At 58.3% G+C, this 13380-nt stretch carries 8 protein-coding genes; 7 read left to right on the forward strand and 1 reads right to left on the reverse strand.

The features are described from left to right. Positions 1 to 11 precede the first annotated feature (11 nt). The 4 genes from ACHZCJ_RS01205 to ACHZCJ_RS01220 all read left to right on the forward strand — a co-directional run bounded on the left by ACHZCJ_RS01205 (position 12) and on the right by ACHZCJ_RS01220 (position 7537). Positions 12 to 1181 (forward strand): L,D-transpeptidase family protein, encoded by a 1170-nt coding sequence (locus tag ACHZCJ_RS01205; RefSeq protein WP_321323186.1) that lies wholly within the window; start codon positions 12 to 14, stop codon positions 1179 to 1181. Positions 1182 to 1395: 214 nt separating this feature from the next. Then, complete coding sequence (locus ACHZCJ_RS01210) at positions 1396 to 2721, forward strand: tetratricopeptide repeat protein (protein ID WP_321323188.1); 1326 nt, start codon at positions 1396 to 1398, stop codon at positions 2719 to 2721. Between the two features lie 29 nt (positions 2722 to 2750). Next, a complete protein-coding gene (locus tag ACHZCJ_RS01215) occupies positions 2751 to 6455 on the forward strand; it encodes a hypothetical protein (protein WP_321323190.1) in 3705 nt (1234 codons plus the stop codon). A gap of 182 nt (positions 6456 to 6637) precedes the next feature. Further along, on the forward strand, positions 6638 to 7537 hold the full coding sequence (locus ACHZCJ_RS01220; RefSeq protein ID WP_321323192.1) for an SH3 domain-containing protein: 900 nt from the start codon (positions 6638 to 6640) through the stop codon (positions 7535 to 7537). Positions 7538 to 7612: 75 nt separating this feature from the next. On the opposite strand, the gene ACHZCJ_RS01225 is transcribed toward ACHZCJ_RS01220, so the two are convergent. Further along, positions 7613 to 10510, reverse strand: coding sequence for a CHAT domain-containing tetratricopeptide repeat protein (locus tag ACHZCJ_RS01225; protein ID WP_321323194.1), 2898 nt, complete (start codon positions 10508 to 10510; stop codon positions 7613 to 7615). A gap of 215 nt (positions 10511 to 10725) precedes the next feature. Between ACHZCJ_RS01225 and ACHZCJ_RS01230 the strand changes: the two genes are divergently transcribed. The 3 genes from ACHZCJ_RS01230 (at position 10726) to ACHZCJ_RS01240 (ending at position 13377) form a co-directional block, all read left to right on the forward strand. After that, a complete protein-coding gene (locus tag ACHZCJ_RS01230) occupies positions 10726 to 11409 on the forward strand; it encodes a response regulator transcription factor (RefSeq protein ID WP_159643496.1) in 684 nt (227 codons plus the stop codon). Positions 11410 to 11411: 2 nt separating this feature from the next. Continuing rightward, positions 11412 to 12749: a HAMP domain-containing sensor histidine kinase gene (locus ACHZCJ_RS01235; protein ID WP_321323196.1), complete on the forward strand. Its 1338-nt coding sequence runs from the start codon at positions 11412 to 11414 to the stop codon at positions 12747 to 12749. Between the two features lie 76 nt (positions 12750 to 12825). Further along, positions 12826 to 13377 carry a hypothetical protein gene (locus ACHZCJ_RS01240; RefSeq protein WP_321323198.1) on the forward strand — a complete coding sequence of 184 codons (552 nt, stop codon included), beginning with the start codon at positions 12826 to 12828 and terminating at the stop codon, positions 13375 to 13377. Positions 13378 to 13380 lie beyond the last annotated feature (3 nt).

The raw sequence follows: 13380 nt of genomic DNA on the forward strand, positions 1-13380 counted from the left end.
AGAGAGACTGGATGAAAATATGCATAGCATTACTGAGCGGATTTCTGTTTGCTTCCGCCGCATTGGCCCAGTCCGCCGATCAGCGGGCAGATGATCCGCAAAACCATCTGATCTGGACCGAATCGCAAATCATCCAGTTGCAACAACTGGTCGATACGCGTGCATCCGAGGCGCTGGCACATTGTAACATCAGCGATTTCAGTCAGCCGAATTCCGCAAGCGATCCCTATCGGCGGTCACGGCTCGCATCGGTCGCTGCGAATGAACTGATGCAGGCCTATCTCGAGGGATGTTCTCCGGCCTCCGCCCGGGCGAAATGGCATATCGGCAGCGATGACCGCTATATCGACACACAGCAATTGCTGATGAAGGCTCTGCTGCATGATGATCTGGCCGGTTATTTTGACGCGCTCCGTCCGCGCAATCCGCATTACAAGGCGCTTCGCGCGGCTTATTCGACCGAAAGCGATGAGGAAAAGCGGGCGACCCTGGCGGTGAATTTGGAACGCTGGCGCTGGATGCGGCTGGTGATGGGCGAGAAATATCTGCTGGTGAATGCCGCCAGTTTCGAGGTCACTTTGTGGGAGAATGACCGAGCGATTAATAGCTGGCCGGTGATCGTCGGCAAGACCACATCGCCGACGCCGGTTTTCGAAGCCACGGTCAGTGGCGTCATTCTCAATCCCTGGTGGGAAATTCCGACATCCATTGTTGCAGAGGGCATCGGCTCTCTGGTCCGCAACAACCCGGCTGCGGCACGGCGGAAAGGCTATGTCGTCCAGAACGGGCGCTACCGTCAACGGCCGGGGCCGGGCAATGCGCTGGGACAGATGAAGCTGGTCATGCCCAATCCCTATAGCATCTATTTGCACGACACGCCGAACAAGGAGCGGTTTAGCGAAGCCGTACGTACGTTCAGTCACGGGTGCATCCGGGTGGGCAATGCGATTGATCTGGACAAGACCTTGCTCGAGGGCAGCGCGACGCCGGCGCAGGTTGACGCAATATTGGCGAGCCGGAAGACGACCAAATTGTCGCTTCTCAAACCGATCCCGGTCTATATCGCCTATTTCACTGCCGAGGCAGGAGAAGGTGGTTCGATACGCTATTTTCCCGACATCTATAAGCGCGACAGTCTGAAACTGGCGCAGAACGAACCACGTCTGGATTGTGCTGCATAACGAGTTCTGGCGGTCAGGCGCCGATAGGATCCGGTAAGGCCACAACCGACCCATAAATCTGTCCGTCCGGGTTCAGGCGCGGGCACAGCGGCCATAGTCCGTGGTTCCTTGTAATAACCGTCTTTGTCATCTTTCTATCTGTTCTTGTAACAAGCCTGCGGCGTCGGGCTGGCCTATCCGATTTTCATATTCAATGGATTTACAGGGGGCCTGAATGCGCTTTTCCAAAACGGTCGCGATCTCGACAATTGCGTTGAACACTTGCTTGCTGGCTTCCGCGCCTGCCGCTGCGCAAAGCGATCAACTTGTCAAAACTGCTATGGAACAATTGGACGCGGGGAAGGCTGAAACCGCCTATGCCGAACTCAAGGCTCGCGAAGATGATCGAGCGGGAGAACCGGACTATGATCTCGCCCTGGGGCAGGCCGCACTGGAAAGCGGTCGCTATGGCGATGCGATCATCGCATTCCAGCGGATATTGGCAACGCAACCGGAGAATGCGCGCGCTCAAGCGGAACTCGCACGCGCTTATGCTGCGGCCGGTGACATAGACACGGCGCGTGCGGAATTCGCAACCGTCCGCGGCGATCCTTCCATTCCCGACCCGGTGCGCAACCGGATCGATGGCCTGGTCCGGACACTGGATCAGCAGATCGCCGGCGGCCCTTCGGAGATTACCGGCTATCTCGATGTGGAAGGCGGCTACGACAGCAATATCAACACCGCAACCGATGCGACTTCGATCACATTGCCGCTTTTTGCTTTTCTCGGGCCGGCAACATTAAACGGTGCCGCGCGAGAACAGGATGCCGGATTTTACCAGATTCAAGGCGGACTATCCGGCTCTACCCCGCTGAGCCGTCAGACGCGTCTGTTCGGCTCCGTTCTGGGAAACTGGCGCGACAATGTCGACACGCGTTTCGTCGACCAGGCATCGGCGGTCAGTACGGTAGGCGTCTCTCATAGCCTGGCCAACGGCGACGTGATCTCCCTTTCCGGACAAGGGCAGCGATTCTGGCTCGGGCATAGCGGTTATCGCACCAGCATCGGTGGAGATGTACGCTATACCAAACGGCTCTCGGGCAATCGCGCCTTATCGGTTAGCGGGCAATATTTCCGGCTGAACTATGATGGCAACCCACTGCAGGATGCAGAGCGTTTCTCCGGCAGTATCACTTATGCCGATGACAGGATTTACGGTGGCATCGGTGGCGGCAAGGAAGATACTCGCCGTCCCGGAGCGGACCAGCTCAGCTATGGCTTTTTCAGTGCCCAGATGGGCGGCGAATTCGGTCTGGGCGCAAAAGCGGCGATTATCGCCGGCGCCAGCGTGGAACATCGTAACTATGATGCCAGTGACCCGCTGTTTCTCAAAGGTCGCAAGGATATGCAATATGATGCGTCGCTGGGGGTCCGGTACAAATTCACCGAAACGCTGAGCGTCCGACCCCGCGCGACCTATACCCGCAACGACAGCAATATCGGCCTGTACGACTATGACCGCTGGACCGCCTCGGTAGGCTTGCGCCTGAGCTTCTAATTTCAACAGAATTTTTCGGGAGACATATCATGACCCATGACAATCAGAGAAATACCAGCTTGCTGACCGACGCTAAACTGGCTGGTGCCAGCGCGCTGGTCACGACCCTCGCGGCCTTGCTCATCCCCTGTTCCCCGGTATGGAGCGCGGAAATGGTTTTTGCTTCCGCCGATGCCGGTAATCCATCGGTACAAAAGGGAGGGGGCGAGCAACAGATTTCGTCTGGCACGGTGCAACTGAAGCTTGATGACGGGAGCATGATAAGCATCGTCGGTCCTGCCCGCTATTCGATCGATGCCAAGGGGCAACTGAAAATAGCAAGCGGCAGTTTTACCGCATCTGCGCCCAAAGGCGGGACTTCCATGCCGATCCTGGTGGGGAATGGAAGCCAGCTTTCGTTGCGCTCCGGCAGCAGTGGCAGTGGAAAAATCGCCGCGGACGGGAGCTTTTCCGGCTTTGCGCTATCCGGATCGATGCAAATCAGCAGCAACGGTCGCAGCCGCAATTTCAGTGCGGGCAATGCATTTCGTGCCAGCGCGGGATCGGGACCTGCCGCTGTGGTAACCGCTGGCGTCCAACCCAATCGCAGCGGCGGACGAACCGCTTTGCAGCAGGTCCAGCGGGCCCAGACAGCGGCAGCCCAATATCTTGCAAACGCCAGCCAGACCACCCCGACATCGCTCGGATTTGCCGGCGTGTCACAAACCCAGAATTTCACACCCGGAACGTTGCAGTCTGCGACAACGCCAAGCCAGATTCAGGCGCTTGTTCAGGCCCAGACCGGAGCGATTGACCCAGCGCTCGCCGTGCAAATCATTCTCGATATTTTGACAGCGAGCGGAAGCGGCAGTCTTAACTCGTATAGCGGGCTGACTCCCGCCCAGATTCAGGCCTTCTTGCTCAATCTGCAAACCTATGGCGTGCCATCGGCCATTTCCCAGTTCCAGCTGGAAGAATTTCTGCGGGCGCTGGGGGCTGCCGGTTATACGATCACCGGTATTACCGGCAGTGGTCCGAGCTTCGGCTCGCTGGCAGACCTGCTGGCGCTGGTTGCTGCCGGCGGTACGATCCCGCCCGGCGATCCGACCGTGCAGGCGCTGATCGATATTCTGTTTGCCAACGCCTTCCCGGCGGGTCTCGATCCGGACGAGCTGGCACGCCTGTTCCGGCTGGCCGGATATACGGTTCCCCCACAGTTTGGCGGTAACACGGGGGGTGGCACGCCGACACCGTCGCCGACGCCTACACCGCCTCCGGTGTTGGTGGATTCGGACGGGATCCGGCCGGATAACAGCCGCGGCGATATCAATCTCGCTTTTGCCAAAATCACGGAGACCGGCCAGGATAGTCAGGTCACCCTGATCTTTGAAGGCGATGAATTTGTCGGCTACCGGCTCCGCAGTGGATTTGAAATCAAGTTTGCCGATCGAGATGAAGTCGAAAAAGGCGGGGATCAGGGTATTATCGGCTGGTCGCGCCTCGCAGGCGGGACAAAGCTATTTGGCGCGCAGCGGGGTCCCGATAGCGGCGACCATTTTGTCTATGGCGTGCCGATGATCAATCCGCCATCGGGCGGTCTTCTGACTTATGACCTGATCGGCTATACCAGTCCGACGCTGCGCGACGACAGCATCGCACCCGGCACGTTTGACGGAAAATTCTCGGTCAACTTCGGTACCGCGCAAATTCGGGCAGGGCTCGAAGCGACGATATCCATATCCGACTCTGTTTATCAGGTTTCTTCGGCGGGCGGTGTGCTGGCGCCGAGCATTTCTGTGCTGAGCGACGGCCGGTTCAATGGTACAATCGATCTGGAGGACGGCCTGGGTATAGCTTGCAACGTCGGTGATTGCCGTTTTGTCTATAACGGATTCCTCGCCGGTGACGGCGCCAGCCATGCGGGTTTTGCTTATACGATCCGCGATGATGCGCTCGACGTCTTCAAGTGGATTGACGGCAGCGCCGCCTTTGCCAAAGGAGACAATAGCGGCGGGACGCCCAATCCGATCACGAAAACTTTCCGCGGTGTCCGGATTGACGAGAGCTTCAGCCAGCCTGTGGCCGGCGACTTTGCTTCGGCAATCGGGGTTTCCGCGAATTTCATGACCCGTGGAGAAATACAGGGCGATGGTCAGGCTACCCGAATCTCCGACTATGTCGATGGTGTATCGACCAACAAGTCGGCTCTGTCCGAGGTCAGGGTCGAGACCGGAATCGGCGGTGCATTCCGCAATATCGGAACGGCCAAGAATGTCGACAATGGCGGGCTTGGCAATGTGTTGGGCTGGACCCGCTGGGCAGATGGTGAATATGACAATATCGATGGCGGCAAGCGGGTGCTGTCCGGCAGCGAATCCATCCATTATATTTACGGCGAACGCACCACCGGCATCTTGCCCACCGGTCGTGCGGAATATGCCGTAGGCGGCGGGACGCGTCCGACCCGGGTCGACGGACTGGGTGATCCGGGCTCATTTGAAGGCGAGATCGCGATCGATTTTGCGACCCTTAAAATGGGATGGGATACGGTGATTGGCATGGGCAATGACCGGTTTAATTTTCTTTCGGCCGGTGGCCTCGACGATCTGTCGATTGATGTCGTCAATGCCGGCAATGGTGTCTATGATTTTACTGGTGAGGGCATGGTCCTCTCCGAACTCGGTCGCTGCGAAGGATGTACGGGGACTGCCAGCGGCTTCCTGAGCGGCAAGGATGGTCGCTATATTGGCTTCAGTTATGAAATCGGGACCGCTGATTTTGGTGCCATTCACGGTGTCGCCGGCTTCGAACGCGCCGATCTGGAGGATGAGCCGGAAGAAATTACCCGCAATGAGCAAGTCATCAATGGCCTGGGTAACCGAATCCAGACGACAGGGTTCACCGATGGCCGCTTGGGCGAATATCGAGGCCTGGGCGGTGTGTCCGGCGTTCGTGATACAGCCGGGAATGTTGATTTTGGCAGCGCCGGGAACGGTGTTATCAACTGGACTCGCTGGGCGGATGGCACAGCAACGCTGTCAGACGCAAATGGCGCCAGAAACTTCGATTATCCCGAAAATGGCGGGGTGCATTTCGTTTACGGCAGCGCCGCGACAAATCTCCCGGCCAGCGGGACCATCGCCTATGATCTGGTGGGTTCCACGGCGCCGACATTGCGGGATGGATCACAAACACCCGGAACCTTTGCCGGGCAGTTGGCCATCGCTTTTGGCAGCACACCAAAAGTCGGACTGGAGTTTGCAGTCGGCATCGGCGGTTCGACTTATGGGATCGCCACAGAGGGGGGCATAGCGGGTACCGCTACCAATGGCCTGGTCATCTTTACCGACACCAGCACGGGCTTTGCCAATCATACATTTGCGAGCTTCAATGTTGCCGTTTCCGGCGATGGCCCCGTCTGTACCAGCGGCTGTCGCGCAACCATCGACGGATTCCTGGCCGGCGATGGAGCGAGCCATGTCGGAGTCAATTATACGTTCGGCAGTTCCGGGCAGATAGTGGAAGGGGCCGCAGCATTTGGCAAGGCCGGGGCAGCGGCAACTACAAGCCAGCCTGTTGGCAGCGACTGGTCCGCGTGGACTGGTGTGAATGGCAGAATCCTTCCGGGGATCGCTAATGCCAAGGGGATCGGCTCAACGCCGCGCATCGGAAGGCGGCTGGAAGCTGGTCTCAACCCTGGGGACGGTATCGCCGCTATCAGGGAACGGCTCGGCCCGAACTTTTCCTTCCACTAGATGTTGGGACGATCGGGTCCGGCCGGCTGTTCGCGCCTTGGCGGGGTAGGCCAGACCCGGTTTCTGCTGGAGTTCGCTGAATCTAACAGCGTCTGTCACGTCTCTAACAATATCTGTAACTGGCAAAAGGGCAGGCTTCCGCCCAATTTCTCTTTGTACAGAGAGCAAGGGGAACGGAAATCATGACAAAATTCAAACCAGTTACATCGATGTTGGCGGTCACCGCGATTGCATCGCTTGTTGTTTCGGCGGCGCCGGCTGCCGCGAAAGAGAAAAACGTCGAAGTGGTAAAATGCGAGGCCTCCTATGGGACGATCGCGATTACCGATGGCGACACCCAGGGCTGGAGCAAATTCGGCCTGTCCAGTCCGCGTGGCATGCTTGGCGCGATCGTTCAGGAATCGGGTTGCTTCACGCTGCACAGCGGTGCCGGTGGCCAGCCTGCGGACTATCTGATGTCCGCCATTGCCGGTTCCCAGGAGGAAGTGGACCAGACGATGAATGTCGCCAAGACGGCGCTGACCGAGGGGCTGGTACGGTCGGGCGCAGCCGGCACCGTTCTGAGCAAGGTTCCGATGGGCGGCGCGCTGATGGGCATGTTTGGCGGTCTCGGCGGCAAGAAGAAGACGATCACGGCGGGCCTGCGGCTGATGAACCCGGCCAATGGCCAGACATTGATCGCTGGCAGCGGTCAAAGCAAGAAATCGACTATAAAGATCCTGGACCGGGCCGACTGGGTTGCAGCCAGCCAAGGGCAGTTTGGACAATATGGCCGTTCCAAAGACGGAAAGATGGTCACCAGCGCATTTATCGAGGCGTTCAATGGCCTGGCTTCGCAGGCCGGAGCTCTCGCAACGGTGCGTCAGACCGCGACCGTCGTTTCTCCCGCAGCCGCCAGCAGCGGCTATACGGTAGCCGTGGAAACCAAAATGCTGGCCAGTGCTTCGGCCACGGCGGCAGAGGTTCGGGCCCTGCGCGCGGATACCGAACTGCTTCCGACCGGCAACAAGGCCGGTCTGTTTGTCGAAGTTACCGACAATTACGGCACCAAAGGATGGGTTTCAGTCGAAGACTTGCGCTAGTGCGACCCGTGCGCAGGGACATCGCTGATTAGGAAGGGCGTCCTCCATCCCGGAGGACGCCCTTCTGTCTCGGCTCTAGTCGCCGATCAAGATGAATGGAGCCCAGACGGCAGGATGTGATGCTCCGGGGACAGTCGGGTCGGCCATCAGATCCAGTTGCGCCTGGCGCAAGGCTTTGGCCCGGTCCATTCCGCCGGCGGCGTTCTTGACGGTGTCCACCGTCAATCTCGCCGCGGCATCGTCACGAACGCGCCAGTGAGAGAGAAGCAGAGATCTGGCGCCGGCATAGGCGAATGACTTGGCAAGGCCAGAATAGGTGGGTGTGCCGATGCCGGAACCGGACGCCGAATTGCAGGCGGACAGAATTACCCAGTCGGCGTCGAGCCGCAATTGACCGATTTCCGAAGCCGTCAACAGACCGTCGTCCCTGCCGTCGTCGCTTTCCGGCGGGGTGAATACCAGCGCGGGCTCCCCCAAACCCCGCAATTCTCCGCTAACGAGTCCGTGCGTCGCGAAGGCGAGAACCGAATAAGGCCGCAGATCCATTGATTTGATCAGCGCTTCGGTAGCGGCATTGCCGGTGACGACCCGCGATCTGTCTTGCCCCAGCGCTTCCCCGATATTTTTCAGCTCGAGCGTGGCGGACGGCAGGCTGGGAAGATCGCGCACTTCGCTGATATCGACATTTCCGCTCCGTAACAGACTGGCAAAGGTTACCGGACCGTCTTTGGCACCGGAAAGGGAAGGCGCGCCAAATCCGGCAAAACGGATTTCCCGTTCACCGGCAGCTGGCGGCCGGACGAGATCATTCACGCTCATCGGATTGCTGACGGCGAAACGCTTGATCAGCCACGCTATCTCCGCATCGGCGGTCCGGTCGGACACCGGTTTGGTGATCAGCAACGAGGCGGGGATGGCCGCCAGAATACCTGCGCTAATCAGATGTATCTCGCTTTTGTCCTGCAACAGCTGCTCGACCTTGGGCGGGAAATAATAGCGATAGAGAGCATGCGCGCTTTGCATCGCGAAGTCTGTGGTCGAGCCATTTGTCTGGGCAACGCTGTTGCGGATGTCCATAACCCATTGCCTGAGTTGTCCGGGCGTGGCCGTAGTTTTGTGCCAGACATAGTTATCCTGCGTGACCGCCGCGACATAGACACCATCCAGCGCCGGGGTGACCATCAGGAGCGGCGCAGACCCCAGCGAAGCTTGCACCATTTCCAGGGCGACCGGCTCGGGTTTCACCAAGGACCAATATTGGGGAAGGGCGGTTTCGATCCTTGCCGACAATTCGACAATCGCTCTGCTATTGTCTTCCCGCTCCCGAAGAAGAGCGGTTTGCCCGGGCGCGTCGCCATCGGTTGTTGCCTTGGTGAAGCTGGCATCAATTTTCTTGCCGTTTTGCACCAGGTCCTGAAGCTTTCTGACCTCGTCCCCCAGACCGGCTTTCTCGGCCATCGATCTGGCTGTCAAACTGCCCGATATGCTGCTCAAATCGGCGAATTGGGCCAGTTGCATGGCGTCGAAACTTCCCGCTATATTTCCTTCGCTGGCCAAGATACCGGCAAAACGCGCAAACTGGTCTGTCAGTCCGGTATCATCCGCGAAATATTCCTCGCTCGATATGGCACGATCCAATATGCTCTGGCGGACTTCACGATAGGCGGAAACTGCCTCCGATGACTTGTTGTCGATATGCCCCAATGCATTGGCAATCTCGGTTTGCATCAATGCGAATTTGAATTTTTCGGTTACCGCAAATTTGGCGACTACATCCTCTTGTGCTGCGATCTCGTTCATGACGGATCGAGCGGAATCGTAATTCCTGTTCAACAGATAGTTGTTGGCAAGTTCCAGACGCAGCTCGGCGACGGCAGGATGGTTGTCCGGCAGCGCGGACAATGTTAGCGTCACCGCTTTCTCAAGATAGGTCTGGCCTTGTTGCAACTTTCCGAGACGGGTGCTGAGCAATCCTGCTTTTGCAAGGCTGTTGCCGGTGAATCGGTTCTGGCTGTTGCCAGGACTGCTCCCGAAAATTCGCGCGGCTTCATCGAACATGGCCACCTGATCCGGGCCTGGCTCGGTTTTGGACAGGCAGTCGGCAAGATTGGTCAGCGTGATGGCCGTATCACGCTTGTCGCGGCCCAGAATCTCACTGCGCAGATCCAGCGCCCGGCGGAGCAGGGGGATCGCCTCTCCGCAGCGTCCCGCGCTGCTCAGGGCCGAACCCAGATTGTTCAATGCTCCGGCATAGACGGGGTGGCGGTTTCCCAGCCGGTTCTCGGCATATTGGGTAGCCAGACGATTTTCCCTTAGTGACAGTTCGGTGTTACCCGTTGCATTGACGACCGCTGCAAGAGACATCCAATAGGTCACGGCCAGCGTATTGTCTGCGTCGGTCGGATTCTCGATGGCCTGCGCAATGTTCACCGCCTGCCGGATTTCTGCCACGGCTGATTCATAGTCGCCCAGCCGGTATTTGGTACTACCGATATTGAACAGCGCCGCTGCATAGGCGGAGCTTTCTGTCCCTTCGGTTTCCCGCCGGATATCCAGGACTTTCTGTTGTATCGCGAGCGCCTCTTCCGCTTTTCCGGTCATGCTCAGAACAACGCTTATATTGTTCAGTATCGAGATCATCTGCTTGTGGGTGTGCAGATTGTCCGCTTCCAGCAGAGCTTCCGCGGCCCGGAAATTGCTGAGGCTTTCATCGAAATCCTGAATGTAGAAATAGGCACCGCCCAGAGCGCCCAGCGCTGCGGCCCGGGCGAGCGTGCTGATCTCTTCGTCGGATTGAGATTCTTCCAGCATCGCCCGGATTTCATCAATAGCAACCCTGGGTTGCCGCGAAACATCGCGGTCGACCAGGGCCGTCATTCTGTCGTTGAGCGTCGCGCCATTTTCCGCTTGCGCGATGCCGGGCAGCACTCCGGCGGAGAGCAACAAAGCCAGTTTCCAATATCTGAGTGCCATTTTCTGCAACCTCTTCCAACAATGCTGATTATCGCCTGGCCATTGCTGGCAAAAGTCGAAACCGGTAAGCGTCCGCGCCAATTCTATGAAAGAAAACGCATGTTTGCAAACTGTTGGTTGGCATTTTCTAACAGCATTTGTCACTGCTCCATCTTGAGCTGAAGATGCTATGGGTCTAGCCATGAATCGATCATATCTGAAGATGAGCCAATTTCATGCCGGGTCTTAACATTCTGCATATCGAGGATGACGCGCAGACGGCGGAGATGGTTTCCGCCGCACTGGCCAAGACCGGCGCCACAACAGTCTGGGCGGCTGACGGGAGTGACGGTCTGCGGCTAGCTTCCGGTTCGCAATTCGACCTCGTGATTCTCGACCGGATGCTACCGGACATGAGCGGTATCGAGATTGTCGGCAAATTGCGCGAGGCCGGTGTCGATATTCCGGTGCTGATGCTGTCGGCCTTGGGCCGCACGGAAAACCGGATCGAGGGCCTGGATGCCGGGGTCGATGACTATCTCGCCAAGCCGTTTGAGCAAGAGGAACTGATCGCACGGGTTCGGGCTTTGCACCGGCGGGCCAGCGGGCAATCCCATAGCGCGGTGATCATTTTCGGTGATATGGAATGCCATATCAAGGCACGAACCGCGCACCGCCAGGGCAGGCATCTCGCACTCAGCCCCAAAGAATTCGATCTGTTCCGGTATTTCATGCAGAATGCCGGGGAGATCGTCACTCGCGAAATGCTGTTGCTGAACGTCTGGAACCTGAAATTCGATCCGCAAACAAACGTCATAGACGTCAATGTCGGGCGGCTCCGGCGCAAACTCGAAGAAGGTTTCGACCAGCCGGTGCTCGAGACGATCTGGGGCGCAGGTTACCGGCTCCACGCCGTCTGATCATGAAATTACTGTCATCCTTGTTCGGTCGATTGAGTCTGGTCGTCATCATCGTGTCGATATTGTCTTCCGCAGCCCTGTTCGCGATGACGGAATGGATCGTACGAAGCGAATTCCGCGAGCAGATGGCGCGCAGCGTCGATACGGATATTGCCGGTCTTGCCGATATTTACATCACCGGGGGCGGCGGCGAACTGAGCCAGCGGATTTCGGACCGGCTGGCATTGCAATCGCCTGACGACAAGCGCTATTATCTGCTCGCGTCGCCAAGCGGGCGCGCAATCATTGGCAATCTACACTCCTGGCCGGAACTGTCGTCGGAAAATTCCGAAGCAGGGTTTTTCCGGCTGGCGGACGGAACGCAGGTCTACGGGCGTGCCACGCAGCTGAATCCTGACCTGAAACTGCTGGTCGGGCGCGACACGTTGGCCCGTTCAGCCTTGCTGGCGCGGATCAGAACCGCCTTTCTCGTCGCCGGGGTTCTGCTGGTGCTGATCTTCAGCATGATCGGCCATTATGCAACCCGTCGGCTCAGGACCCGGCTTGACAGCATGAATGACGCATTTCGCGAAATCGGCAGCGGCAATCTGGCCGCAACCATCCCGGTCGACTGGCGGGGAGACGAACTGGACCAGTTGTCGGAGCATGGCAATGCCATGATCGAACGTGTTGCGTCGCTGATTTCCGCGCACCGGGATATTTCGGATCACACTGCCCACGAATTGCGGACGCCGCTGATGCATCTGGACAACCGTCTGGTCACGGCCATCGGCCAGAGCACGGACCCGCTGCACAGCGAAGCGCTCGGACGGGCGCGGCAGGATATTCGCGATATTATTGCCATGCTGGATTCGCTGCTCGACATAGCTTCGAGTCGCGCTCAAATTGGGGACCGTAGCGGATTATCGGAGTGCGACATCTCGAAAATCGCAGCCGAAATCACCGAACTGTTCGCCGAAAGCGCCGAGGATCTGGAAATAAAATTTGGCACCGATATTGCGCCCGGGGTCAAGATGATGGCCAATCCCGCCCATATCCAGCGAATTCTGTCCAATCTGCTCGACAATGCCCTGAAATATACGCCCAAAGGCGGGGAGGTCGAACTTGTCCTGCAACCGGGGCCGGTTATCACTGTGCGGGACAATGGTCCCGGTGTTCCGGAGAATATGCGCGAGAAGATTTTCGAGCGTTTCGTTCGTATCGATACCAACGGGGCGCAGGGGCACGGCCTCGGTCTCGCTCTTTCACAGGCGCTGGCCGAACGGAACGGGCTGATCATAGTCTGCCGGGATGCCGGACCGGGAGCGTTGTTCGAGATCAAACCGGAAGGGAGTGCCTGATGTGAAGAACCGGTCGATTGTGGCCCTGGCGGGGGCGCTATGGTTTCTCTCAGCGTGCAATGGCAGGGCAACGAATGTGGCTGAGAAACCATCGCCGCCCCAGTCCGAACCTGTCGTGGCACCGGATGCTACCAGCGCGGTGACTCGCACGGCCGACGCGATCATTGCCGGACAGGTGGCCGAGAGGAATGCCGACGCGGCCGGGTTGCGCGCGGCTGCTGGGAAGCTGGACAATCTGGGTGCCAGGCCGGACGATGATCAGCATGACGATCTGTCGGAAAGCTGGAGCCGGCAGGCCAGCGTCATCGATCCATCGACTCCGCCAGCAGTCTATCGCGGCAGGGCGCTAGGTCCATCCTATAAAAAGGGGGTGGTCTCGGCAACGTCGCGGGTCAGTATCAACCAGATATTTCTCGCGGGGAAAAAGGCATCTGTGGCGCTGGTGCCGGCTTCATCGAAACCGGTGTCGATCGAGATTAGTGACGGCGAGGGAAGGAAAATCTGCAGCCGGCTTACGTCGTTGAAGCCGGCGAACTGCGAATGGCTGCCGCTGTTCACCGAGCGATATCAGATCGATATCCGGACCAGTGAGAGCCGCCCCGTGTCTTATTATCTCGTGTCGAACTAGCTT

The sequence above is a fragment of the uncultured Parasphingorhabdus sp. genome (assembly GCF_963677535.2).
GTDB lineage: Bacteria > Pseudomonadota > Alphaproteobacteria > Sphingomonadales > Sphingomonadaceae > Parasphingorhabdus.

Excerpts from the sequence above, each read along its gene's own strand:
- ACHZCJ_RS01230 (WP_159643496.1), top strand. The coding sequence starts at position 10,726 with ATGCCGGGTCTTAACATTCTGCATATCGAGGATGACGCGCAGACGGCG.
- ACHZCJ_RS01220 (WP_321323192.1), top strand. The coding sequence starts at position 6,638 with ATGACAAAATTCAAACCAGTTACATCGATGTTGGCGGTCACCGCGATT.
- ACHZCJ_RS01205 (WP_321323186.1), top strand. The coding sequence starts at position 12 with ATGAAAATATGCATAGCATTACTGAGCGGATTTCTGTTTGCTTCCGCC.
- ACHZCJ_RS01215 (WP_321323190.1), top strand. The coding sequence starts at position 2,751 with ATGACCCATGACAATCAGAGAAATACCAGCTTGCTGACCGACGCTAAA.
- ACHZCJ_RS01210 (WP_321323188.1), top strand. The coding sequence starts at position 1,396 with ATGCGCTTTTCCAAAACGGTCGCGATCTCGACAATTGCGTTGAACACT.
- ACHZCJ_RS01225 (WP_321323194.1), bottom strand. The coding sequence starts at position 10,510 with ATGGCACTCAGATATTGGAAACTGGCTTTGTTGCTCTCCGCCGGAGTG.
- ACHZCJ_RS01235 (WP_321323196.1), top strand. The coding sequence starts at position 11,412 with ATGAAATTACTGTCATCCTTGTTCGGTCGATTGAGTCTGGTCGTCATC.